The organism is Bifidobacterium asteroides (assembly GCF_030758775.1).
In the GTDB taxonomy this organism is placed as follows: Bacteria; Actinomycetota; Actinomycetes; order Actinomycetales; family Bifidobacteriaceae; genus Bombiscardovia; species Bombiscardovia kimbladii.
On sequence record NZ_CP132384.1, the window covers coordinates 1,531,458 to 1,556,395 of the forward strand.

Sequence of the window (24,938 nt, forward strand, 5' to 3'; positions counted from 1 at the left end):
TGCCGATCATGTCGCCTGGTAGGCCGGACGGCTAGGAGTGGCGTCCCAGGTGGCGGACCTGGTCCGCTTCGATGTCAGTAATGAATGTACTGGTAGTTGCCGGCCCCGTAAACCGTCTCATAGGCGGGGAATGAGGCAAATCCAGTGCCTCCCTCGGAGATGAGCACAGACCCGTCCCCATTGACCCGCTCGACCACAGCCACATGGCCGTAGGTCCAGTCGGCGTTCCAATAACCGACCCGCTGACCACGGGCGAAGACCATGGCGGCTCCGACGTGCGGGGTGTTGTTGACCAAGTAGCCCAGACTGCGTGCAGTATTGGCCCAGTCAGCCCCATTGCCCATATAGGATCCCACAGGCAGGGAGAGCTGCGAGCGGCGGATGTAGGCCCAGAGCGTGCACTGACGGGCAGGATAAGCGCTGCCGCCCACCGAGTTGCCGGTAGGATGGCCGTAGCAGAAACCAGAACCTTCAGGGCAGCTGCCAGGCACCCCGTAATTCATGCCGGAGGCACCTCCACCGCCCCCGTTGCTCGGCGGAGCCGGCTGCGGAGCCGGCGATGGTGCGGAGCCCCCACCGCCGATCTGCTGGGCGCCGCCGGCATGAGGATCGGCCCCACCGCCGGCATTGCCTGTGTTGAGGGAATCGATCATAGACTCGGTGGCCACGATATCAGCGGCCTCACGGGCCGATTGCGTGGTCAGGGCGGCCTTCTGCCCCTCCAGCTGCTTGCGTGCTGCAGTTCCCTGGTCGCGCAAGGCCTGCAGACTGTCCTGCTTGGCTTGCGCCGCGGCTGCTGCCTGCTGGGCCGCTGCCTGCTGCTGGTCGGCCTTGGCCTTCAAGGTGCTGATCTGCTCCTCGATGGCCTCGAGGCGCTGCTTGCGATTCATGGACGAATTGAGGGTGTTGGCGGCATCATTGGCCGTGTTGGCCTCGGATCGGGTCACGGCTGCATCGGACTGCATCTTGTCCACAAAGTCCTTGGTGCTGGAGGACTTGGTCACCACGTCCATGACCTGTGAGGCCTCAGAGCCGTGGAAGCTCTTTCTCGCCATCTGCGCCACACCGGCCTTGGCATCGTCATAGTCGATGCCGGTCTGACGGATCTTGGCCTCCAGGTCGGCACGATCCTTGCGGGCCGCCTGCAGTCGGTCATTGGTGGCCTGAACCAAACTGTCGGCCTGCTCGGCCTGCTGCTGAGCTTCGACAGCGCTCTGCTGGGCCGCCGGGATCTGGTTGGCAGTCAGATCGCTGAGACTGAGAATCTGGTTGGCCAGCTCGCTGTTGACACCCGCCAGCTTGCTCTTCAGAGCCTCATGGCTCTGTACCTTCTGCTGATAGCTACTCCAATCAGCCCGGGCCGGTGCGGGGGCCACTGTCAACCCCAGGATCCCACCGCCCAGCATCATGGCCAACGACCCCACCAGGCCGCAGATGGCTTCCAAGTGCTTCGTACGATTCATGGTCAAGTCCTCACTATCACTTATCCATGCTAGTCATCATTATGGCAGAGTTCGGGCCCATAAGGACAATCGGCCCGTCGCTGCGGATCAGGTCCTCAAATACCGCCGCAGGGAGATGGAAGAAGCCAATGCGGACAGAAGCATGGCCCCCAGGATCAGCGCCGGGGCCATGAGCAGGACCGTGGACTGATCCACGTAGGGCATCCACTGGACCGTACGGGCCAGCCAGTCCGTGATGAAAAGCTTGACAATGGCGCTCAGAGCGCCGACAGCCAGAAGAGATCCCAGCAAGGATGCCACCACGCCCTCCAGGATGAAGGGCAGTCGTATGGTCCAGTTGGAGGCTCCCACCAGTCTCATGATCTCGGTCTCGTTGCGACGCGAGGCGGCACTCATCCTGATGGTGGTGCCAGTCAGCAGGATGGCCACGATCACCATGACGACGGCCAGGACCAGGGTGACTGCCGTAGCCCTGTTGAGGATCTTGAAGACCGGGTCGAATATCTGACGCTGGTCGGACACCTCCTCTACGCCGTCGCGTCCGGACAGCACCTCGGAGACCACCTGGTACTTGGTTGGATCCTTGAGCTTGAGACGCAGGGAGGCCTGCATGTCCGCTGCGGTCATGGTCCTTCCCTCGTATGTGCCGTTGGGGTACTGCTTGAGGAAGGTGTTCTTGAAAAAGTCCTCCCGGCTCTGGTAGGTGATTTTTGCCACAGAGTCGCGCAGCTCAGTATTGATGGTGTTCTCCAGCTTGACGATCTCGTCGTTGGTGGGCGCCTTGCCGGTCGCGCAGGATGCCGCCTGGCTGGCGCCGTCCGGGCACAGCCAGACCACCACCTCTACTTGGTCATACCAGTCCCCCTTGGCCTTGCTGATCTGGGCCTGCATGAGTCCCGATGCGCCGATGAAGAGGAAGGAGATGAACGTGACCAGCATGACCGAGAGGATCATGGAACCGTTGCGCCGCAGGTTGTCCCAGGTGCTGGAAAGGATGAACCGCAGTCTCATCGTGCCGCCTTCTTCTTGTCATGACGCTCGTCCCGAGCCTGTGCGCCGCTCTTTTGCTGGGGCTTCCTGGCCGCCTTGGGGGCTTCAGGGGGAGCGGGCGGGGCCGGCGGGGCCCCCATGGACTCGGCATCGTGAGACTCGACATCATGATCTATTTCATTCGTCGAGTCCTTTTTGCTGGTCCTGCTCTTGCTGGGGGCTTGCTCCGAGGATTGCGCGTCGTCCTGCTTCATTTGGGCCGTAGCCTGACTGGATCTGCCGGTCGGTTCCGCCGGGCTGGAAACATCGGGCCGCGGAGGCTGATCGGGCCTCTTGAACTGTTGTTCACGATCAGAAGCCTCAGCAGAGGATTCCTTCAACGGTTGGCGGTTTTTGACTTTGTCATCTTTCTTGGGCCCGCCTTGACCCTGGTCATGATTGTGATCGTCATTCGCGAGACCCTTGCGGTCACGACCTGGGTTCCTATCCTGCTCTCGACTGCCCGCATCTTCGGGCCGCGGAGCAGCTTCCGAACCACGAGCGGACTTCCGAGATTTCCCAGAGGTTGTAAGTTCCGCTGGTTCTGCCTGGGGACGATTCCCGGATTCGGCGCGATCAGTTCCTGCCTTGCCCTGGTCTATGTCACTGGAACCTTCATGCGACTGACCGGGTGAATCCTGGCTGCCCTGGGACACCGGCACAGGTCTGCGGAATCGTTCGTCAGGGTCAGAGTCGGCCTTCCGATCGGGCTGCCCCGCAGAGGCTCCTTCATGCTGACTGGAATCTTCCTGCGCAGACTCAAGACTGCCCAGGCCCTTCCCCCAGGTCAGGGTGTCCTCCACCGAGGTGAAGACCTGCCCATAACGTCCTGTCCTCCCCGAATGCATGGACTTGGCCAGCCGTGCGATTCCCTCATCGCCATACTGACCCTGGTCGACGGCCTGTGCCGCCGCCTGGACCACCTGCTTGGCCCCCTTGGTTCCGTCCGCGATGGGTTCGGTAGCCGAGCTATTCCCATCCTGCACGACAACCTGCACCGGACGGCGCCCTCCAACACCAACCTCACGAGCACGGTCCAGGGCATCGCCGTCGGCGGGATCCCCGATGGCATGATGGGAGCGCGCCGCAACCTCGGCATCGGGGAAGAAACGCGAAGAATCGTAGGAGCCGTGGGCCTCGTCGCGCATAATCCGACCCGTATGCAGCTCCACCACCCGCTTGCGCATGGAGTTGACGATCTCCTCGTTGTGGGTGGCCATGACCACGGTGGTGCCGGTCCGGTTGATGGCATCCAGAACCTCCATAATGCCCAGGGAGGTTGTGGGATCAAGATTGCCTGTGGGCTCGTCAGCCAGCAGGATTTCCGGATTATTGACGTAGGCGCGGGCCAAAGCCACCCTTTGCGCCTCGCCGCCGGAAAGCTCATGGGGGTAGTTTTGCTCCTTGCCCGTCAGCCCCACGGTCTTGAGCACCTGAGGAACCAGAGTCTTGATGGTGGATCGACGAGCGCCGATGACTTCCAGCGTGAAGGCCACGTTCTGCCATACAGTCTTGTTGTTGAGCAGCTTGTAATCCTGGAACACAAAGCCGATGGAGCGCCGATACCCGGGAATCTCACGGTTGCGCAGGCGTCGCAGGTCGTTGCCGGCCACGCGGATCTCCCCCTCGGTGGCCTCCTCCTCGCGCAGAAGCAGGCGGAGCAGGGTGGTCTTGCCCGACCCGCTGGCGCCCACAAGGAAGACAAAATCCCCACGATCGACATCCAGGCTGATGTCATCCAAGGCGGGACGGGACCCCTTGGGGTAGATCTTGGTCACGTCCTTGAGCGAAATCAACGCCATTGACTCTCCGTTCCTCGGTATTCCCCTACAGAGGCTATCAAGAAGACCGACACTACACACTCATGAAACACCGACCCGGATGAGGCCGAGCACAGGTTTATTTGCTGGCTTCCTCCTCACGGGCCTGAACCCGCTGCTGATGCCGCCAGCGGATGCCGGCCTCTATGAAGGCATCGATGTTGCCGTCAAAAACGCCCTGGGTATCAGAGGTCTCGTATCCGGTGCGCAGATCCTTGACCATCTGGTAGGGATGCAGGACGTATGAGCGCATCTGATCACCCCAGCTGGCCTTGATGTCGCCGGCCAGCTCCTTCTTCTTCTTGGCCTCCTCTTCGTGCCGCAGAACCAGCAGCCGGGACTGCAGAACGGCCATAGCAGCCGCACGGTTCTGAATCTGGCTGCGCTCATCCTGCATGGTGACCACGATGTTGGTCGGCAAATGGGTAATGCGCACGGCCGAATAGGTCGTGTTGACACCCTGACCGCCGGGACCGGAAGAGCAGTAGGTGTCCACTCGGATATCCGAGTCGGGGATGTCGATGTGGTCGGTTGGCTCCACCCGGGGGATGACCTCGACGGCGGCGAAAGAAGTCTGCCGCCTGCCCTGGTTGTCGAAGGGCGAAATCCTCACCAGACGATGGGTGCCGCCCTCCACAGACAGCCGACCGTAAGCATAGGGGGCATCCACCTGGAAGGTGGCTGACTTGATGCCGGCCTCCTCTGCATAGGAGGTATCCATGACCTTGGTGGAGAAGCCGTGCCGCTCAGCCCACCTCATATACATGCGCAGGAGCATCTGGGCCCAGTCGGCCGCGTCCACCCCGCCGGCGCCAGAACGAATGGTGACCACGGCAGCACGCTCGTCATACTCCCCGTCCAGCAGGGTCTGAATCTCCATATCGGCCAGGTCGGACCTCAACGAGTCGATCTCCTTGCGGGCCTCCACCAAGGTGTCCTGATCATGCTCCTCCTGACCCAGCTCCTCCAGAGCCTGGACATCCTCCAGCCGGGAGGATGCGGACTCCAGATGCTTGAGCTGGGATTGCAGGGCCGAGAGCCTGCTGGTCACCTTCTGGGCGTTCTCCTGGTCGTCCCAGAGTCCGGGCGCGCTGGCCTGACGCTCCAGATCAGCAATCCGCGAGCGCAAACCCTCCGGGTCCAGCGCCTTGGAAATCATCTCGTACTTGGCCTTGGCCTGATCCAATGCTTGGGCAAAATCCATCTCTGCCATACCGTCTCACCGCTTTCCAGACCGGCTCCACGCGAGTCGGTCGCCGTCTTCATTCCCATTTGCCTTTGCCTGTGACGGCCGGATTCCCGCCGACCGGACGGACCGGGTCAAAGGCCGCTGAAGATGGCGGGAATGACAAGACTGGCCAGCAAAGCCACGGCAATGACCAGGCAGACCGCCCTGGCTGTGTTGCGGCGCCGACGTTCCCGGCGCTCGCGCTCATGACTGTAGGCACTCATAATTGATAATTTTACCTATCGGCTGCGACCTGGCTGGCGACCATCCAGACCCGACTGTCGGACGGACCGTCTCTGTTTGAGCGTCGACCGGTTTATCCTGTAAGACAGCTTATGCCAATACGAGAGCACCGCCTGAAGGAGGAACGATGAGCACAGCACGCACCGCATGGGGTTGGGGCCTGGCCAGCCAGGACGAGCAGGGCCGGACCCTGGACGTCTGGTACCCCAAGGCCGAGATCTCGACGCCGCCGACCCCGGCAAGCCGTCCCAACCACGGCTTTGGCGACCAAGTCAACAGCCAGCCGGACGCCCGCGGCATCCGAAAGATTCCGGTCTTCACTGTGGCCGATCTGGATGGCCCGATAGCCAATGCAGCCGATGCCTATCTGCGGCTTCATCTGCTCAGCATGCGCCTGGCTCCTCCCAACAGCATGAACCTGGATGGGATCTTCGAACAGCTCAACACGGTGGTCTGGACCAACTACGGACCCTTTGCCGTTGAGGACTTCGCCCTGCGCAGGTCAGCGGTCATGGCTGCAGCCAGCCGGTCCATGCCGGGCATCCCGGTGACGCAGGTAACTGTGCTGAGCGTTGACAAGTTCCCCCGCATGGTAGATTACGTGGTTCCCGAGGGAGTCCGCATCGGCAACGCCGACCGGATTCGGCTCGGCGCTCATCTGGCGCCAGGAACGACGGTCATGCATGAGGGCTTCGTCAACTTCAACGCTGGAACTCTGGGCCACTCCATGGTCGAAGGACGGATCTCCCAAGGAGTCGTTGTCGGCGACGGTTCGGACATCGGCGGCGGAGCCTCCATCATGGGCACCCTGTCCGGCGGAGGCCGCCATCGGGTCTCCATCGGTCAGCACTCCTTGCTGGGAGCCAACGCCGGCATCGGCATCTCCCTGGGCGACGACTGCGTGGTTGAAGCCGGGCTCTACGTCACCGCTGGCACCAAGATCGGCCTGGGCGACCAGGAGGTCAAGGGGGCGGAACTCAGCGGACGGGATCATCTGCTCTTCATCCGCGACTCCCGCACGGGCCAGGTCAGAGCCCTGCCTCGCAAGAAGGGGATCGAGCTGAACGAGCGGCTGCACGCCAACTGAACCCAGGCAGCCATAGGATTCAGCGCTGCTCTATGGGCAGGTAGTCGCGTGGCCCCTGACCGGTATAGACCTGCCGGGGTCTACCGATTTTCGTGTCAGGATCGTCCAGCATTTCCCGGTACTGGGCGATCCATCCGGGGATGCGACCCAAGGCGAAGAGCGTGGTGAACATCTCCGGGTCGAAGCCGATGGCGCGGTAGATGAGCCCGGTGTAAAAATCCACGTTGGGATAGAGGTGCCGCTCGACGAAGTAGTCGTCATGCAGGGCCAGGTCCTCCAGCTCCAGGGCCACGTCGAAGAGCTCTGCGTCCTCGGCGTTCCTATCCTGGTCGGGCTCGTCCATGAGTTTGTAGAGCCACTGCTTGGCTATTGCCGCGCGCGGGTCATAGGACTTATAGACCCGGTGGCCCAGACCCGCGATTTTCCGCCCCTCGCTCTTGGCCTGGTCCACATAGCCTCGCACGCCCAGACCGGAATCCCGTATGTTCTTCAGCTGGCGCAGCACGGCCTCGTTGGCACCGCCGTGCAGGGGGCCTGACAGGGTATTGATGCCGGCGGCCACCGCAGAATACAGATTGGCCCGGGCCGATCCGGCAATCCTAACCACTGAGGTGGAGCAGTTCTGCTCATGGTCGGCATGGATGATCAGGAGCTTGTCCAGGGCTTGCACCTTGAGAGGATCGGCCTGATAAGGCTGGTAGGGCATGGCGAAGCTCATCCGCAGGAAGTCCTCCACATAGCCCCAGGTCCTGTCCGGGTAAAGCAGGGGCTGGTCGCGGCGACGACGGTGGATCAGGGAGACGATGGTGCGCACCTTGGCCATGATGATGGCGCTGGCCTCCTCCAGCTGATCAGGATCATCAACATTGCAGGTGTCGGGGTGAAAGCCTGCAAGGGCGTTGACCGCCGCGGCCAGCACACTCATGGGATGAGCCTGGCGGGGGAAGGATGAGAGCAGATGGCGGAAGTCCTCCCCTACGACCGTGTAACCCAGAACATGGCTGCGGAACTGCTGGTACTGCTCGGCATCAGGCAGCTCGCCATGGGACAGCAGCCAGGCCACTTCGAGAAAATTGGACTGGGCGCACAAGTCCTCTATGGCATAGCCCCTATAGCGCAGTATGGATCGCTTGCCGTCAATGAAGGTAATTCCCGAAACACACTGAGCTGTGGTCTGGAAGCCGGGATCGAGCGTGACCCAGCCATCGTTGCGCAGGGAGGAGACCAGAATGCCGTCGGGCCCCTCGGTGGCGCGGACCAATGGCAGATCAACCTGGTCGGAACCGATGGACAACCGTGCTGTAGACACCACGCACCTCCTGTCAATCAACCAGTGAGGTGCCAGTGAAAGTCGACGGCCATGCCGGATCAGGCTACCGGCACCTGTACCGGCGTGGAATTGCCGACATGCTAACAGAAACAATCACGACTTCGATTACCGGCTTGTAACCGCAAGCAGGAATCCGCCGCCTCCACCCACGATGCGCAGGTCGAAGCCAGTGCCGTCTTCGCTTCCTCACCAGCTTGCGGGCACAAGGCCAATGAAGCAAGTGCAGGCATCAAACAGGGTCGGCATCAAAAAGGGATCCAAGAGCATCCACATTGTGGACATTCCTAGATCCCTTATAGTCCTGATTCGGCCTCGGACAGCCTTCTGGCTCAGTCCCTGGTCGTCAGGATGACAGGTCCCTGCTCGGTGATGGCGATGGTGTGCTCGCTGTGGGCGCCGCGCGATCCATCTGCAGAACGCAGGGTCCACCCATCCTTGGGATCCTGGTAAATCTGATCGGTGGTCGCTAGGAACCAAGGCTCAATGGCGATGACCAGACCCGGGCGCAGCTTGTAGCCGTGATGGGGAGTGCCGTCGTTGGGCACATGGGGATCACCATGCATGATCCGCCCTACCCCGTGTCCGCCGAACTCCAGGTTGACGCTGTATCCGTTTTCATGGGCAACCTCACCGACTGCAGCAGAGATGTCGCCTAGGCGGTTACCTGGCTGAGCCTGGGCGATGCCGGCCTTCAGGGCCTCTTCGGTGGTCCGAATCAGCCGCAGATCCTCCGGATCGGCATGCTCGCCTACAACGAAGCTGATGGCCGAGTCGCCTACCCAGCCGTCCACGTTGATGGCCAGATCGAGGGAGAGCAGGTCGCCGTCCTTGAGGTTGTAGTCATAAGGCACCCCGTGCAGGACGGCATCGTTGACGGATAGGCAGATGTAGTGGGCGAAGGGTCCGGTGCCGAAATCAGGCGCATAATCCACATAACAGGAAGTGGCTCCCTTGCGGGAGTTGATCCTGTCCTTGACGTAGTCGTCCAGCTCCAGGAGGTTGACCCCAGGCTTGCTCATGGCCTTGAGCTCCTTGAGGATGCTGCCGACAAACCTGCCCGCCGGCTTCATCTGTTCGATCTCCTGCTTGGTTTTGAGCTCGATCATCCTCTGCGTCCTTTCATGATTGGTGCCCGCGGGTGCCGCCCCTCAGGATCCTGCCCAAGTACTACCTCTTAGTATTATCGGGTCACTCGGACGAGTCCGGCTCTCAGTTCCGGCCGAAGGTGAAGGCCCTGATAATGGAGACGACTCCCAGCACCAGAAGAGCGCACCCGCTGAAGATAACCAGGAAGATGACGGAGCTCAACGGGTAGATCATGACGATGACCCCGGCGATGATGGAGACGATGCCGGAAAAGATGGCCCAGCCTGAATGCGGGAGCCCCCAGGAGGCGGCCAGGCTCATCACGCCCTCCATGATCCAGCTGATGCCCACAATGATGGTGACCAGCAGGGTCAGCGCTGAAGCGGACAGGGCCGTGTTCCTGACGATAACGATGCCGCCGACGGCGATCAGAGCGCCAAAGAGGACACCCAGCACCCGCCAACCGCCGGGAAGTCCCTTGGACACAATGGAGGTGGCCAGACGGACCACGCCGGAGATGATGAAGTAGATGCCCAGCACCACAGTCACAGCGATCAGGGTCTTGTCCGGCCTGAGCAGCAAGGCCAGACCCAGGATGACTCCAATCACGCCCATGACGCCCATGATGACACGGATGGCCCTCAGGGTTCTGAATCCCAGATCCTCGGCGATCATGGAGAAAGGATCCATCCGTGGCGGGCGCCCCTGATAGCCGGGGTACTGCCCATACTGACCATAATTATTCTGGTATTGGCCGCCATTCTGCCCAGAATCCTGACCACCGTACTGGTTGGGCTGACCGCCCTGCATGGGATTCGTCATACCGTCCTCTTTCGCTCGCTCAGGGCGGCTGATGGGCCGCCCTGTTACCGTCTTCCAAGTGTAAATCACCAACAGAGGCAATCGCGGCTTTTCCCTTCGGCGGATGATTCGTCGATCCGCCGATTTCCGGTGACCACAGGGCATGGCATGTCACCAAAGATGGCTAGGCTTGTGGCATGGCACAATCTACAGAATCCACGACCTCCTCCGGACTTGATCCGGCCTCCTTCTCTTCGGTCATTCGCCCTCAGGACGATCTTTTCCGCTTCGTCAACGGCCCCTGGATCGACACCTACAGTCTGCCCGAGGACCGCTCCCGGTTCGGCTCCTTCGACAAGCTTGCCGAGGATGCCGAAGCACAGATCCATGAAATCCTTGAGGATCCGGAATCCCCGGCCGTCAAATCGGCCCTGCTCTATCGCAGCTTCCTGGACACCGATGCCATCGAGGCTGCGGGAATGGAACCCATCCGCCCCGACCTGCAGGCCATTGATGCTGTGCCGGACAAGAAAGCGCTGACCAGCCTACTCGGCCAGCTCAATCCGACTGGCGGCCCCGATCTGTTCGGCATCGCCATCTATGGCGATCCAGGCAACGCCGGCGTCAACGTGGCTCATATGGAGCAGGCCGGGCTGGGGCTCCCCGACGAGGCCTACTACCGGGAGAAGAGCTATGCTCCAGTCCGCCAGGCCTACACCGACATGGTCGCCTCACTGCTCAGGCTCTCCGGCTACGCCGACGACCAGGAGGATGCCCACAGGCAGGCAGAGTCCTTCCTTGAGGTCGAGACGCGCATAGCGGCACGCCACTGGGACAACGTATCCACACGAGATGAGGATCGCACCTACAATCCCACCGCCCTGGCTGACCTGGAGTCAACGCTCGCCGATTTCGATCTGCACACCTGGATCGAGTCCTGGCAGAGGGCATATGCAGCCAGCCCTGTCGCCAATATGCAGCCGGTCGATCTGAACGTGGCCCTGTCCAGGACCATCGTGCATGAACCCTCCTTCCTGCAGGGGTTAAACGATCTATGGAAGACCAGCGACCTGGATGACCTTAAGCTCTGGGCCCGCGTACACACTCTGATCGAGTGGGCAGGTCTGCTCAGCAGCGACTTCGATCAGGCCAGGTTCGACTTTTACGGCAAGGTCCTTTCAGGCACAACCAAGATGCGTGACCGCTGGAAGCGAGCCGTCTCCCTGGTCAACGGCATTTGCGGCGAGGAGGTCGGACGCGAGTATGTGCGCCGGCACTTCCCTGCTTCCAGCAAGGCTCGTATGGAGGCTTTGGTCAAAGACCTGATCGACGCCTACCGGGTCTCCATCACCTCCAGCGACTGGCTAGGCGAACAGACCAAGGTCAAGGCACTGGCCAAGCTGGACAAATTCTCGCCCAAGATCGGCTACACCGAGCACTGGCGCGACTATACGGCCCTGGCTGTGGACGAAAAGCTGGGTCTGGTCGACAACGTGCGGCGGGCCAACCTCTACGAGTCCGGCTACCAGTTCGGCAAGGCCGGTCAGCCCGTGGACAAGGAAGAGTGGCTGATGAACCCTCAGACAGTCAACGCCTACTACGAGCCCACCCTGAACGTCATCGTCTTCCCCGCAGCAATCCTGCAGCCGCCCTTCTTCAACCCAGAAGCCGACGATGCGGTCAACTACGGAGGCATCGGGTCGGTCATCGGCCACGAGATCGGTCACGGATTCGACGACCAGGGCTCCAAGTACGACGGCGACGGACGTCTGCAGGACTGGTGGACCCCGCAGGACCGTGAGAACTTCGAGCAGCGGACCAAGGCGCTCATCGAACAGTACAACGGGTTCGTGCCCCAACAACTTGCCGAGAAGTACGCCGACAAGCCCGGGCAGGCACCTCATGTCAATGGGGCGCTGACCATCGGCGAGAACATCGGAGACCTGGGAGGCGTCAACATCGCCATCAAGGCCTACGCCCTCTCCTTGCAGAAGCGGCGGGGCGGCACAGCCGGGACAGACGATGCGGCCATGGACCAGGCGCTGGCCTCGGCTCCGGTCATGGACGGCTACACCGGCCTGCAACGGTTCTTCCTGTCCTATGCCTCCATCTGGAGGACCAAGAACAGGGATCAGCTAGCCGAACAGTATCTGCAGATCGATCCCCACTCCCCTGCTGAATTCCGCACCAACGGCATCGTCAGGAATGTGGATCGCTTCTATCAGGCCTTCGGGGTCACCGCCAAGGACGGCATGTGGCTGGAACCCACCGCGCGGGTCAGGATCTGGTAAGCCAGCTCGATTGAGATCGTTGGCTGTTTGACGGTTTCAATCAGCCTGCTGATCAAGGTGGGAGGCCGACGGGAGTCAGTCGGCCTCCCACCTTCGTCTTGCTCGGCCAAAACAACCTTTGCTCATCCGACATTGGACGCCTCCACTGATGTCCGCTCGGCTGCAGATGATGCAGATGATGCTGAGGCAGTTTCGGGCGGCGATGATGTCAGCGGAGTGGTCCAAGGATCCGGACCGGCAGCCCCCTCATCAATGGGCCCAGCACCTGATTGGATCTTGGTGAAGGTGCCCTGTCCCCTGGCCAGGTCGTGACCGATGCCATCGGCCACCAAGACCAGGCTGTTGTGCGATTGACCATCATTAGTCCATTCCTCCGTCACCAAGGATCCGGATACGATGACCGGATCGCCCTTGTGCAGACAGGCCAGGGCATTAACCGCCAGAGTCCTGAAAGCCTTGACCGTCAGCCAGGTGGTGGATTTTCGTTTCCACACCCCAGCTGAGGCATCGTAATAGGCCGGGGTAGAGCCCAGCCTGAAGGAGCAGACCGGTGTGGCGCCCGGCTGTCCCAGACGGGCTGGCTGGGTCCCCATAAAGCCGAAGACGGTCGTTTTTATTTCGTTGATTGACATATCGGAACCTCTCTGTCGATGGTATGAATCCGACGCTGTAAACCTGTCGGCCTATCACTAATTGCGCGGCGGTGAAGCCGTCCGACGGAGAACACCTAGCCAGAGCGCGGATAATCGGAGCGGGGGAAGGGACTGGCCCCAGCCAGGAACCCTCCGTCGAACGGTGAATCCATCCTGCCTCCGCACACGTCCCCGCACCCGACCTGCTGGCCATTGTGGTCGAACGGGCTCGGCCTTGTTCCCGTGGTGGACAAGCCACCCCATGGCTGGGTTCCGAATGCCCCCGTCACCGCCCCGGACCATTGAGCATCGGTCCTGGGCTAAACTGTGAGAGCAGATACATCGGCACGGTTTGGAAGGACCCGCAGTCATGGTTCACACGCTGGTCAGTTGGAACATCGATTCGCTCAACGCCGCCCTGCTTGGCAAGAGCAGCCGCAGCGCCCTCTCCCTGAAGGTGGTGGAGACCATACGGGATCTGGACCCTGATGTCGTAGCCATCCAGGAAACCAAACTCAACGGTGACCAGAAGAAATCCGCAGGCATCCTTAAGGCGCTCATGCGTTACTTCCCTGATTATCAGGAGGTGGACCGCCGCTCCGAGCCCCCGGCCCGCACAGGCTATGCAGGCACGCTCATGCTCTACCGCAAGAGCCTGCCGGAGCCTACCGTAACCCGCCCCCGCATCGGCGCTCCGGACACCATGGACGACGAGGGCCGCATGCTCACTCTGGAGTTCCCGGACTGCTTCGTCACCACGGTCTACACCCCCAATTCCGGATCGGGACTGGTCAGGCTCAAACCACGTGGCGTCTGGGACGATTGCTACCGCCGCTACCTGCAGGGGCTGGATGCCCGCAAGCCGGTCCTGGCCTGTGGCGACTTCAACGTGGCCCACGAGGAGATTGACATCGCCAACCCGGGTTCCAACCATCACTCAGCCGGCTTCACCGACCAGGAGCGCGAGAAGTTCGGCCTTCTGCTGGATGCGGGCTTCACCGACACCTTCCGAAAGATCCATGGCGATGCCGCCGGCTTCTACGACGATCACCGCAGCGTCTACACCTGGTTCGCCCAGCGGGCCCCAAAGAGCAAGATCAACAACTCTGGCTGGCGCATCGACTACTGGCTGACCTCCAACCGGATCGCTGGCCAAGTCAGCACCAGCGAACCGGTGGACACCGGCGAGCGCCAGGATCATCTGCCCATTCTGCTGCGCATCTGACCTGATAGATTCCTGAACCCAAACCGATACAACCAGAAGGGTGGGGTCTTGGTCGCATACATCATGACGTGACCAAGACCCCACCCTTCTCTATCAGTTGCGATAAGCAACTATATGAGTGCGGCATAACCTACTGCAGGGCGGCTATTCGATCCACGATCACCTGAGCGGACTGATCAGCAGGAACCGCTTGCACATCCGAACCGTCGCGGTTGCGGATCTCGATGGTGCCGTTGGCAATGGTGTCGCGACCAGCGATGGCGACCAGGGGCACCCCAATCAGCTCGGCATCCTTGAACTTGACCCCGGGAGACACCTTGGGCCGGTCATCGTAGATGACCTCCACACCACGGTCTTCCAGATCGGCGACCAGTTTCTCGGCGGCATCGAAGGCCTCCTGCTTCTTGCCGGTGGCCACCACATGCACCGCGGCAGGAGCGACAGCCTTGGGCCAGGCCAGACCCTTGTCATCGTGATGCATCTCGGCGATGCAGGCCAGCACACGGGAGATGCCGATGCCGTAGCAACCCATCCAGACCGGCACAGCCTTGCCGTTATGATCCAGGACCTTCAAACCCAATGCGTCAGAGTATTTCAGCCCAAGCTGGAAGACCTGGCCAATCTCCACACCACGCTCGAAGCTGAGCGGCCCGGAACCGTCAGGGCTCATGTCACCGTGACGCACTTCGGCGGCTTCCACCACTCCGTCGGCTTGGAAGTCACGCCCGTAGACCGCATTGGCCAGGTGCACGTCTTCGGCATCAGCCCCGGTCACCCAAGCTGAACCGGGCGCCACATGGGCATCGAGGAAGTAGCGGATATGGGCGGCCGACTCGGTATCCGAACGCTGAGGGCCCAGAACACGGGGTCCAATGTATCCCTTTACCAGCTCGGGGTGGGTGGCAAGGTCAGCCTCGCTGGCCTCCTCAATCTCGGCAGGAGAGAACTGGGCTTCCAAGCGCTTCATGTCCACCTGACGGTCTCCCGGCAGGCCAACGGCCACCAGTTCCCTCCAGCCCTCGGGGTGGTCATCGTCCGCAGGGTGCTTGACGGCCACAACCAGGTTCTTCAGAGTATCGGCAGCGGTCCAGTCACGGCCATCCTCACGAGGATGCAACTGGTTGAATCGCTCTACCAAGGTGTCGATAGTGGTTGAGTCTGGCGTGTCCAGCTCCTTCATAGCCGGAGTTTCAGCATAGTCGAGGGGATCAGGACGCGGGGTGGTCAGCGCCTCCACGTTCCATGCCTTCCCCGAGGGAGCCAGCGCAAAGGTGTCCTCGCCTATAGGCAGCGGAGCCAGAAACTCCTCGGACTCGGATCCCCCCATGGGTCCGGAAACCGCATGGACGATTACGTAATTGACACCCAGACGCTTGAAGATTCGCTCATAGGCGCCTCGCTCATCCTGGTAGGCCTTCTTCAGCCCTTCCTCGTCCACGGTGAAGGAGTAAGCGTCCTTCATGATGAACTCGCGACCCCTGATCAGCCCGGCGCGGGGACGGAACTCGTCGCGGTACTTGGTCTGGATCTGGTACAGAACCACCGGCAGATCCTTGTATGAGGAGTACATGTCCTTGACCAAAAGGGTGAACATCTCCTCGTGGGTGGGAGCCAGCAGGTAGTCAGCACCGTGCCTGTCCTGGAGGCGGAAGAGATTCTCACCGTACTCCTCCCAGCGGTGGGTGGCCTCGTAGGGCTCGCGAGGCAACAGAGCCGGGAAGTGGACCTCTTGGGCGCCAATGCCGTCGATCTCCTCTCGGACCACGGCCTGGACCTTGTCAAGGACCTTCAGGCCCAGCGGCAGCCAGGTGAAGATGCCGGGGGCCACCTTGCGGACATAGCCGGCCCGCTGCAGGAGTTTGGCCGAGTCCACATCGGCGTCGGCCGGATCCTCCCTGAGGGTCCGCAGAAAGAGGGTTGACATGCGCATGGCTTTGGTTCTCATACCTCCCAAAGATATGCGCGCAAAGGGACAAGCAGCTGCAGGGGAATCTATATGACGATTCGCGCAACCAAGCCCGAAACCAAACAGCATATGCAGGTGAAAGTCGGTAAATTCGTAACCGGGCATCTATCCAGCTCTAAGTCCCTCCATTGGGACAGCCAAGATATAGTGGTTGTATACGAACAGGTTTTCTGATTTACAAGGACGAGGCGGGCACCTATGTCTTCAGAGCCGGGTGTGACCATCCAGACCTTTACCACCCTCGATGCAGAGCACATGACGCTCCTCCTGGAGGCTGATCCCTCAGAACGGATAATCCATGACGTTTTCGCCCATTCCTGCGCCTACGAAATCCGAGTGGAACAAACTCTGGCCGGTGTCATGCTGCTTGCCAGACCAAACACGGACACCTTGGAAATTGCCAATATCAGTGTGGACCGCGCTTTACGCAGACTGGGAGTCGGAAGCAGATTAATAGACCGAGCCAAGATGGAGACCGTCAGACTGGGTCTGAGAAGGCTGGAAGTCGGGACCGGATCCACCAGTTTTGGAGCCCTTTGCTTCTACCAGACATGCGGGTTTCGCATGGACCGCATTGAACGGGATTATTTTGTCAATCGCTACGCGCATCCCATTGTCGAGAACGGAATCACCCTGAGAGACATGGTCCGCCTGTCATGGCATCTCTAGCGACCCGAATAACCACACCAGGCCAAGACCAATAAGGGCCACCCTTCAGAAAAGCTGGTCCTGACTGAATTCGTCTTCTGGCTCCTGACCGACTGCGCGCTTGGTGAAGGACTCTGGACCCTCATCTTTCAGACGGGCACAGGCCGCCTTGGACTCGGCCCTCAAACCTGCATCCAGAACGACGGCATCGGGAGAGACCAGGAAGGCATGCTCATTGATTCCCATCAGGTAGAGCCCATCCAGACTTTCCACACGGGAGAGAGCCACGTAGCCCATCCCTGGCGCGAAGGTCCGTCTCAGGTCCATGACTGCCCTGTCCAGGGTCATCCCCTGGGACTTGTGGATGGTGATTCCCCAGGCGCAGCGAAGGGGAACCTGATTGACGGAGGCCAAGACCGTGTCTCCATCCATGGTCTCCCAGGCGGCCGGCTTCATGGTGACCACGTTGCCGTTCTGGAAGGAGACGATCGGCCATCCCCCCTTGGCCGAGCTGGTGAATCCGGTGACGGTGCCGATAGAGCCGTTGACATATTGATGGTCCTGGTCGTTGCGCAGGGCCATGACTGCGGCCCCGGTCTTCAGGGCCAGATCCTCGGGGGCCAGCATGTTCTTCTTCAGCCGTTCCACTAGCCTGGCCTCACCTCGGGATGTGGCCTGGTAATGGTGGGCCTCTTCGTCGATGGAGGCCAGGCGCTGGTCGTTGAGCGTGTCGGCCTGCTTGTTGACCGGAAAGAGGTGAACCGCCACCTGGCCGGGGGCGGGCACTGCGCCGACACGGGCGGCCAGGACCTCATGGTCCTCCTGGGTTACGCCACCCTCTCTGATGTCAGTCAGGACGGTCAACAGCTGGCCATCGTCCTGGCGGTGCTGCTCGGTCAGGTAACATATGACCGGGTCCAGGTCCTGCCAGACCAATGATTCTGTTACGAACCCATCCGGGTCCTTGCCGGCCTGGGCATAGCGTTCCCGGGCAGCCTGCAATTCAGGGCTGGGCAGTATTCCTGCAGCTCGGTTGGATCGCGTCACCGGCGGCAGCTGGAAGAAGTCCCCGGAAAGGACCACCTGGATCCCTCCGAAGGGTTCAGGGCTGTGGCGAACGGCCCGGCAGGCCTGATCCACCATGTCGAAGAGCCAGGCGTGCATCATGGAAACCTCGTCGATGACCAGGATGTCGGTGCCCTCGATCTGTCTGCGACGGCGGGTCTTGATCCGTTTCAGGAGCGATTCGGTCATGCAGGTGGCGATGCCTACTCCGCTCCAGGAGTGGATGGTCTGGCCGTTGATGTGCGTGGCGGCGATGCCGGTCGAGGCGGTCACCGCCACGACGGCCCCGGCCTGACGGGCCTGGTCGACGAACTCGTTGAGCACAAAGGTCTTGCCTGACCCGGGGGCGCCCGTGATGAAGGCATTGGCCCCCGCACTCAATATGGTCAAGGCTTCGGATTGCTGCATGCCTCCATGGTGCCACGTCAGAGGTACATGGCCATGCCTGTCAGTAGTCGGCCTTCTCAGGCTTGTTGGCGTCCTCGACCGGATTGCCGGACTCTTCGTAATGACGCAGCAGGCTGGTCTGCTCGATCTGTTCCGCCCCGGCCTTGGACTGGGCCTGATCAGGTCCGGGGGCAGGAACAAAGAACATGGAGCGGTAGTAGCGCAGTTCGTCCATGGATTCGATGATGTCAGCCAAGGCCCTGTGGCCGCCATGCTTGGCCGGCTTGTTCTTGTAGACGTCCGGGTACCAGCGGCGGGACAGCTCCTTGAGGGTGCTCACGTCGATGACCCGGTAGTGCAGAAGATCCATCAGTTCAGGCATGTACCTGTCGAGGAACTTCTTGTCGGAGCCCACGGAGTTGCCTGCCAGATGGGCCTTGCCGTTCTTGGGCAGGAAGGGCTTGACATACTCGATCACCTGACGCTGGGCCTCCTCAAGATCCAGGCCGGTCTTCATCTCCTCGATCAGGCCCGAGGAGGTGTGCATCTTCCTGACGAAGTCCCCCATATGGTCCAGGGCCGCCTGGGAGGGCTTGATGACCAGGTCAATGCCCTTGTCCAGGACCTTCATGTTGAAGTCGGTAGGCACCACGGAGACCTCGCACAGCTCGTCATGGAAGATATCCAGACCGGTCATCTCGCAGTCAATCCAGATCATGCGGGATTCCTCCGCAGAGAAAGTCAGATCATTGTTATCGCTCATCTGTACGCCTTTCAGATCCGGGTCGCGCACCGGATCGCTTCTTCCGCCGTCTTGAACGGAACATTACAAGATACCGCCAGCACGTGACCGGCGGAGGGTCCGCCAGCACAGCCGGCCGGACCATGACTGACTTGTGATATGCAATCGGCGCAGGTCCTGATGAGATCCTGCGCCGATCACCTGCCTATCTAGGCTCAGTTGTGGAAGCCTGAGTAGTTGGGGGCCTCCTTGGTCATGACGATGTCATGGGGATGCGATTCACGCAGACCGGCATCGGTAATGCGAATGAACCGGCCCTTGCGCTGCAGCTCCGGGATGGTGCGGGCACCGGTATAGAACATGGTCTGATGCAGGCCGCCGACCAGCTCGTAGAGCACATAGTTGAGCGGACCGCGGTAGGGCACCTCGCCCTCGACACCCTCTGGCACCACCTTGTCGGAGCTGGTGACATCGGCCTGGAAGTAGCGGTCCTTGGAGTAGCTCTTCTTGCCACGCGGAGCCATGGCGCCCAGCGAGCCCATGCCCCGATAGACCTTGTACTGCTTGCCATGCAGGAGGACCTTCTCGCCAGGAGCCTCCTCAGTGCCTGCCAGCAGACCGCCCAGCATGACCGAATCGGCCCCGGCCACGATGGCCTTGGCGATGTCGCCCGAGTAATGGATTCCGCCATCGGCGACCAGCGGGATCCCGGCTGGGCGGCAGGCCAGTGCAGCATCATAGACGGCGGTCAGCTGGGGCACGCCCACACCGGCAACCACGCGGGTTGTACAGATGGAGCCGGGGCCCACGCCGACCTTGACCGCGTCAACGCCGGCATCGATCAGCGCCTGGGCACCCTCGCGGGTGGCCACGTTGCCGCCGATCACATCCACATGGTCGAAGGCATGATCAGCCTTGATCCTGCGAATCATATCCAGCATGAGCTTGGCATGGCCATGGGCGGTGTCCACGACCAGAATGTCGACCCCGGCATCGGCCAGGGCGGTGATGCGCTGCCAGGCATCGCCGAAGAAACCAACGGCTGCAGCCACACGCAGCCGTCCGCGCTCATCCTTGGTGGCCTCGGGGTACTGCTCGGTCTTGACGAAGTCCTTGACGGTGATCAGCCCGGTCAGCTTGCCCTCGCTATCGACCAGGGGAAGCTTCTCCACCTTGTATTTGGCCAACAGCTCATGGGCATCTTCCTTGGTGATGTTGGACGGGCCGGTGATCAGATGGTCCTTGGTCATGATGTCGCTGACCTTGAGTCTGTCGAAGTCGGCAGGATTGACGAAGCGCATGTCACGGTTGGTGATGATGCCCACCAGCCGCTGCCGACGATCCACCACGGGCAGACCGGAGACCTTGTAGGTGGAGCAGAGCTTGTCCAGGTCGGTCAGCGTGGCATCCGGGGTGACGGTCAGGGGGTCGGAGATCATGCCGGACTCGGACCGCTTGACGATGTCGACCTGATTGGCCTGATCCTCAATGCTGAGATTGCGGTGGAGGACGCCGATGCCGCCGTTGCGGGCCATGGCCACAGCCATGGTGGCCTCCGTGACGGTGTCCATGGCAGCCGAAAGGACAGGGGACTTCATGGTGATGTTCCGGGTCAGCCGGGTGGTGGTGTCTACCTCGGAGGGGATGACATCGGATTCGTTGGGCAGCAGGAGGACGTCGTCATAGGCCAGACCGATTTTCTGGAAGGCGTCGGGAAGTTGAGTGTAGGAGGAGGGTTCGCTTTGTGGGTTTTCCATAGCCATAGCACCATGCTACAAGTGCTTCTTGACCGTTCACTGCACCGTGTCCGCACTATTTCATTGGGCGAATCAATTGTCCTCATCTTTGTCGTGGCGGATCTTGCGATGCCTGTGCGGTCTGGCCGCATGCTGCGAACCTTGGGTGGCGAGAAGAGCGTTCTCACGCCTGATTTCGGGAAGGCGGCGACGATAGTAGGGGTAGAGGGTAGCGAAGGTCAGCAGCATGGCGGCCAGGGCCAGACCGATCAAGACATATCTCAGTGGGAAGAAAAGAATAAAGAGCGAGCCGAAGGCAATCAGGGCGGCCCAGCCCCAGAGGATCAGGACCGCGGACCGAACCGTGTGACCGATGCGCAGCATACGATGGTGCAGGTGCATGCGGTCAGGGTGCATGGGTGATTGCCCGTGGCTGAGCCGCCGGACGATGGCCAAGCACATGTCCAGAACGGGCAGGAAAAGCACCAGGATAGGCAAAAGAATGGGCATAAAGGCCGGCAGATAGATGCTGGCGTGAATGGTGGCCGGATCCAGCCGACCAGTGACCACAATCGAAGCGCAGGTGATCAAGTATCCCAGCAGCATGGATCCTGAATCGCCCATGAAGAGCTTGGCCGGATGCCAGTTGTGCAGGAGGAATCCCACGCAAATGCCCACCATGGCCACGTCGATCAGGGTCGCCAGGGAGGCATAGTCGGGCGAGATGCGGGCGATGATATAGGAGTAGATGGCGAAGGCGATGCCCCCGATGGCTACGATGCCTGCAGCCAGGCCGTCCAGGCCGTCCACAAAGTTGACCGCATTGATGGAGGCCACGATCAGGAAGGCTGTGATGGCCATGGACAGGCTGGGCGAGGCCGCCACCAGGGATCCCAGAGGCAGGGAGATGATCTGGATGCCACCCCAGGAGACGAAGACCGAAATCAGCAGCTGGCCGGCCAGCTTGAGCATCCAATCCAGGTCCCAAAGGTCGTCGGCTATGCCCAGCAGGCAGATGGCCACGGCCCCGGCCAGAATGACCCAGGCCTGATGTCCGGACTGGAAGAGGCCCGTGATGAAGGGAATGCGGGAGGCGAAGCACATGGCCACGGCAAAGCCTATCAGCATGCCCAAGCCGCCCATACGAGGAGTGGGCACCTTGTGCACGTCGCGAGCGCGGACCACGCCTACGGCACCGACCCGGATGGCGAGATGACGAACCATGGGCATGACCAGCCAGGTGGCTCCGCCAGCGATGGCAGCAATGAACAGGTATACCCTCACTGACCCTCCCCTCTGCTGGTCTGGCCGGACAGTATTGCACGGACCCGAGTCTCGCCTATGACGCCCTGCCGCAGCACGTGTATTCCGTCAGGATCATTCTTGTCGGCTTCCACCACCGTGCTGGCCACTGAGCCAGGGGTCGGCCCCCCGTCCAGGTAGAGATCGACGCTGTCACCCAGCTCGGATTCGGCCTGCTGGACGGTCTCCACGCTGGGATTGCCGGATCGGTTGGCGCTGGAAGCAGCCAGGGGGCCGGTCACCAGCAGGAGAGCCCGGCAAATGGACGAGTCAGGCACTCTGACGGCCTGGGTGGGACCCTCGGGCTCCCTTCGAGGGGTGCGCAGAGGGCAGGAACTCCCTACAAGGGCAATAGGCGAAAAGGGGCCCGGCAACAGGGCATCGGACAGGCGATCCAGAGGCGCAGGCAGGCTAAGATCCAGCCGGTCCATGGCCTGGACCCCATCCAACAGCACCTGGATGGACTTGGTCCTGGGACGGTGCTTGGCCTGGAAGAGCCTATCGATGGCCGCGTCATTGCATGGATCGCAGACGATGCCATAGACCGTGTCGGTAGGAATGACCGCCAGCCCCCCGGCGGCCACCACCTGGGCCAGTAACTGCGGCGACCGACTGTCATAGGTCATCACCCGGCTCATACCCTGCATCACGACCTTTCGGCTCGACATGTTCATGTGACCAGCTACCAATCTATCCCAGGACCCCGGCAGCCCGCCAGGACCTGAAGAACCGCGGATCTGCGTCCCGTCACCCTGGCCGTCGGGCTGTCAGGTAGCGGTCGCGGCCAGCCAGATCCCGGTGTGTGTGCGCATCCAGGTACCCTCGCTTCTGTGCAGCTGCAACCATGGCCGCCCCCTGGGAGGCGTCATGCTCCATGACCAGCAGACCGCCGGGTGCCAGCAAAACCATGGCCCTGTCCAGAATGCGGCAGGGCACAAGGCACCCGTCGGGTGAACCGCCATAGAGGGCCAGGTCCGGATCCCAGTCACGCACCTCGGGCTGGCTAGGAATCGCATCCATGGGGACGTAGGGAGGGTTGCTGATGACCAAATCCACATGGGCATCCAGATCAGACAGGGCGGCGGAATCCGTGGCATCAGCCAAGAGCAGCTGATAGTCGGATCCAGCCTCCCGAATGGCAGCCTCCTGAGCGGCGGCATTCAACGCACCCCACCGATATGCCTCCTTGTCCACCTCCACGGCCCGAACCCGCGCACCTGGAACCTCTGTGGCCAAGGACAGGCCGATGGCTCCACTGCCGGAACACAGATCCACCGCCAGTGGATGATCCATTCCAGTCAAGGCATCGATACCTGCCTGAACCACCGTTTCGGTCTCAGGACGGGGGATAAAGACCCCCGGACCCAGGCGGAGATCCAAATAACGAAAGCAGGCGTGGCCAAGAATGTACTGCAAGGGTTCGCGTCCGACCCGCCTTTGCAGATAGGACTGATAACGGTCCAGGGACGCCGACTGGGAGTCATCGGCCTGTCTGCGACCAACACCGTTCGTCAGCAGTTCCTCAGCAGTCCGATCCAAGAGCAGCGCCTGATCCAGCTGGTGCAGATCGCACCCAAGGGCATCGGCCAGCAGCAGCCTGGCATCATTGAGCGGAGTGGGCAGGCCAGCCTGGGCCAGCATGTGATGGCCCCTATCGACCAGCTCAGCCAGACTGGTCCCGCGCTCCTGCTGATTCACCCCTGCGAAGCCATTCTGCGGGCCTCATCAGCCTGAATGTCGGAGTCGATGACGGCCTGCAGATCGCCGTCCAGCACCTGTTCCAGGTTGTAGGCCTTGTAGCCGGTACGGTGATCCACGATCCGGCTCTCTGGGAAGTTGTAGGTCCTGATACGCTCGGACCGATCCAGGGAACGGACCTGGGAATGGCGCATGTCTGCGGCCTGGGCGGCCTCCTCCTCGTGCTTCATGGCCAGCAGACGGGACTTGAGCACCCGCAGGGCGGCCTGGCGATTCTGTATCTGGGATTTCTCATCCTGCATGGAGACTACGATGCCGGTGGGAATGTGGGTCATCCGCACAGCAGAGTAGGTGGTGTTGACGGACTGTCCTCCCGGACCGGAGCTCATGAAGATGTCTACCTTGAGGTCCTTGGGATCGATCTCGATCTCGTCGTCGTCCTCGTCAGCCTCTGGAAAGACGATGACCCCCGCAGCGGAGGTCTGAATACGGCCCTGGGACTCGGTGACGGGGATGCGCTGGACCCGATGCACGCCGCCCTCGTACTTGAGCGAAGCCCAGACGCCGTCGGCCGGAGCCACCTGGCCGCGAGCGCGAATGGCCAGCTGGGCATCCTTGACCCCGCCCAGCTGGGTACGGTTCTCGCTCATGATCTCGGTGGTCCAGCCGCGTTTTTCGGCATAACGCACATACATGCGCATCAGATCGCCAGCGAAGAGGGCCGCCTCCTCGCCGCCGCTGCCGGCCTTGATTTCCATGATCGTATCGCGGCCGTCATCGGGATCACGCGGAATAAGCGCGGTGCGCAGGGCCTGTTCCAGGTCCGGTATTCGGTCAGCCATGGCCTTGGCCTCTTGCGCGAAGTCAGGATCCTCCCGTGCCATCTGTTCGGCGGCCTGGCTGTCTTCCAAGGCGCTTTGATAGGCCTTGTAGGCTTCAACGATGGGTGCGAGCTCAGCATGCCTGCGGCCCAACTTGCGGATCTGCGCCGGATCTGAAGCCGTTTCGGGCTGACTCATCTGCTTTTCCAGGCGACCGTACTCCTCAACGGCAGCCACCGCCGCCGGAAACTGCTCCTCGCTCATCTACACCCTTCCCGTCCGCTCATCCGCATGGTTCAAGTCATAAAAAACGCCAGTCCCCACCGGGCATAGCAGAG

The 24,938-nt window shown here is 61.4% G+C and carries 20 protein-coding genes and 1 pseudogene; 4 read left to right on the forward strand and 17 right to left on the reverse strand.

What is annotated here, in order from left to right; all coding sequences use genetic code 11:
• Positions 1-74: 74 nt before the first annotated feature.
• The 5 genes and pseudogenes from RAM15_RS06165 to RAM15_RS06185 all read right to left on the reverse strand — a co-directional run bounded on the left by RAM15_RS06165 (position 75) and on the right by RAM15_RS06185 (position 5,764).
• Positions 75-1,463, reverse strand: coding sequence for a CHAP domain-containing protein (locus tag RAM15_RS06165; protein ID WP_306221211.1), 1,389 nt, complete (start codon positions 1,461-1,463; stop codon positions 75-77).
• 87 nt (positions 1,464-1,550) lie between these two features.
• Positions 1,551-2,474, reverse strand: a complete 924-nt coding sequence (gene ftsX / locus RAM15_RS06170) for a permease-like cell division protein FtsX (protein WP_024626676.1) — start codon at positions 2,472-2,474, stop codon at positions 1,551-1,553.
• A 788-nt stretch (positions 2,475-3,262) separates the two neighbouring features.
• Positions 3,263-4,294, reverse strand: a pseudogene (gene ftsE, locus RAM15_RS06175) (cell division ATP-binding protein FtsE); the annotation flags it as partial.
• Positions 4,295-4,391: 97 nt separating this feature from the next.
• A complete protein-coding gene (gene prfB / locus RAM15_RS06180) occupies positions 4,392-5,525 on the reverse strand; it encodes a peptide chain release factor 2 (RefSeq protein WP_306221212.1) in 1,134 nt (377 codons plus the stop codon).
• A gap of 107 nt (positions 5,526-5,632) precedes the next feature.
• Entirely contained in the window at positions 5,633-5,764 is a 132-nt protein-coding gene (locus RAM15_RS06185; protein WP_255297770.1) for a hypothetical protein, read from the reverse strand.
• A gap of 146 nt (positions 5,765-5,910) precedes the next feature.
• On the opposite strand from RAM15_RS06185, the gene dapD reads away from it, so the two are divergent.
• Positions 5,911-6,870 carry a 2,3,4,5-tetrahydropyridine-2,6-dicarboxylate N-succinyltransferase gene (dapD, locus tag RAM15_RS06190; RefSeq protein WP_306221213.1) on the forward strand — a complete coding sequence of 320 codons (960 nt, stop codon included), beginning with the start codon at positions 5,911-5,913 and terminating at the stop codon, positions 6,868-6,870.
• A gap of 19 nt (positions 6,871-6,889) precedes the next feature.
• On the opposite strand, the gene RAM15_RS06195 is transcribed toward dapD, so the two are convergent.
• The 3 genes from RAM15_RS06195 to RAM15_RS06205 all read right to left on the reverse strand — a co-directional run bounded on the left by RAM15_RS06195 (position 6,890) and on the right by RAM15_RS06205 (position 10,108).
• Positions 6,890-8,179 carry a citrate synthase gene (locus tag RAM15_RS06195; RefSeq protein ID WP_306222261.1) on the reverse strand — a complete coding sequence of 430 codons (1,290 nt, stop codon included), beginning with the start codon at positions 8,177-8,179 and terminating at the stop codon, positions 6,890-6,892.
• Between the two features lie 350 nt (positions 8,180-8,529).
• Positions 8,530-9,306, reverse strand: coding sequence for a type I methionyl aminopeptidase (gene map / locus RAM15_RS06200; protein ID WP_029678693.1), 777 nt, complete (start codon positions 9,304-9,306; stop codon positions 8,530-8,532).
• 103 nt (positions 9,307-9,409) lie between these two features.
• Positions 9,410-10,108 carry an HdeD family acid-resistance protein gene (locus RAM15_RS06205; RefSeq protein WP_306221214.1) on the reverse strand — a complete coding sequence of 233 codons (699 nt, stop codon included), beginning with the start codon at positions 10,106-10,108 and terminating at the stop codon, positions 9,410-9,412.
• 176 nt (positions 10,109-10,284) lie between these two features.
• On the opposite strand from RAM15_RS06205, the gene RAM15_RS06210 reads away from it, so the two are divergent.
• Positions 10,285-12,378 carry a M13 family metallopeptidase gene (locus RAM15_RS06210; protein ID WP_306221215.1) on the forward strand — a complete coding sequence of 698 codons (2,094 nt, stop codon included), beginning with the start codon at positions 10,285-10,287 and terminating at the stop codon, positions 12,376-12,378.
• 122 nt (positions 12,379-12,500) lie between these two features.
• Here the strand turns inward: RAM15_RS06210 and RAM15_RS06215 are convergent, their stop codons facing one another.
• Entirely contained in the window at positions 12,501-13,010 is a 510-nt protein-coding gene (locus RAM15_RS06215; RefSeq protein ID WP_306221216.1) for a single-stranded DNA-binding protein, read from the reverse strand.
• A gap of 370 nt (positions 13,011-13,380) precedes the next feature.
• Here RAM15_RS06215 and RAM15_RS06220 point away from each other — a divergent pair, with 370 nt between their 5' ends.
• Positions 13,381-14,235 (forward strand): exodeoxyribonuclease III, encoded by an 855-nt coding sequence (locus tag RAM15_RS06220; protein ID WP_306221217.1) that lies wholly within the window; start codon positions 13,381-13,383, stop codon positions 14,233-14,235.
• A gap of 130 nt (positions 14,236-14,365) precedes the next feature.
• Here the strand turns inward: RAM15_RS06220 and RAM15_RS06225 are convergent, their stop codons facing one another.
• A complete protein-coding gene (locus tag RAM15_RS06225) occupies positions 14,366-16,180 on the reverse strand; it encodes a proline--tRNA ligase (protein ID WP_306221218.1) in 1,815 nt (604 codons plus the stop codon).
• A 219-nt stretch (positions 16,181-16,399) separates the two neighbouring features.
• Here RAM15_RS06225 and RAM15_RS06230 point away from each other — a divergent pair, with 219 nt between their 5' ends.
• Positions 16,400-16,870 carry a GNAT family N-acetyltransferase gene (locus tag RAM15_RS06230; protein WP_306221219.1) on the forward strand — a complete coding sequence of 157 codons (471 nt, stop codon included), beginning with the start codon at positions 16,400-16,402 and terminating at the stop codon, positions 16,868-16,870.
• A gap of 45 nt (positions 16,871-16,915) precedes the next feature.
• Here RAM15_RS06230 and RAM15_RS06235 read toward each other — a convergent pair whose 3' ends face one another.
• The 7 genes from RAM15_RS06235 to prfA all read right to left on the reverse strand — a co-directional run bounded on the left by RAM15_RS06235 (position 16,916) and on the right by prfA (position 24,864).
• A complete protein-coding gene (locus RAM15_RS06235; RefSeq protein WP_306221220.1) occupies positions 16,916-18,322 on the reverse strand; it encodes a PIF1 family DEAD/DEAH box helicase in 1,407 nt (468 codons plus the stop codon).
• 40 nt (positions 18,323-18,362) lie between these two features.
• Entirely contained in the window at positions 18,363-19,064 is a 702-nt protein-coding gene (gene orn / locus RAM15_RS06240; RefSeq protein WP_306221221.1) for an oligoribonuclease, read from the reverse strand.
• A gap of 194 nt (positions 19,065-19,258) precedes the next feature.
• On the reverse strand, positions 19,259-20,806 hold the full coding sequence (guaB, locus tag RAM15_RS06245) for an IMP dehydrogenase (RefSeq protein WP_198182789.1): 1,548 nt from the start codon (positions 20,804-20,806) through the stop codon (positions 19,259-19,261).
• Positions 20,807-20,872: 66 nt separating this feature from the next.
• Positions 20,873-22,063 (reverse strand): MraY family glycosyltransferase, encoded by a 1,191-nt coding sequence (locus RAM15_RS06250; protein WP_306221222.1) that lies wholly within the window; start codon positions 22,061-22,063, stop codon positions 20,873-20,875.
• The gene (locus RAM15_RS06255; RefSeq protein WP_306221223.1) at positions 22,060-22,707 is read right to left on the reverse strand and encodes an L-threonylcarbamoyladenylate synthase; all 648 of its coding nucleotides are present in this window, start codon (positions 22,705-22,707) and stop codon (positions 22,060-22,062) included. Before RAM15_RS06255 ends, RAM15_RS06250 begins: the two co-directional genes overlap by 4 nt.
• 121 nt (positions 22,708-22,828) lie before the next feature.
• On the reverse strand, positions 22,829-23,779 hold the full coding sequence (gene prmC / locus RAM15_RS06260) for a peptide chain release factor N(5)-glutamine methyltransferase (protein WP_306221224.1): 951 nt from the start codon (positions 23,777-23,779) through the stop codon (positions 22,829-22,831).
• The gene (gene prfA, locus RAM15_RS06265) at positions 23,776-24,864 is read right to left on the reverse strand and encodes a peptide chain release factor 1 (protein WP_045924736.1); all 1,089 of its coding nucleotides are present in this window, start codon (positions 24,862-24,864) and stop codon (positions 23,776-23,778) included. Before prfA ends, prmC begins: the two co-directional genes overlap by 4 nt.
• Positions 24,865-24,938: the final 74 nt, after the last annotated feature.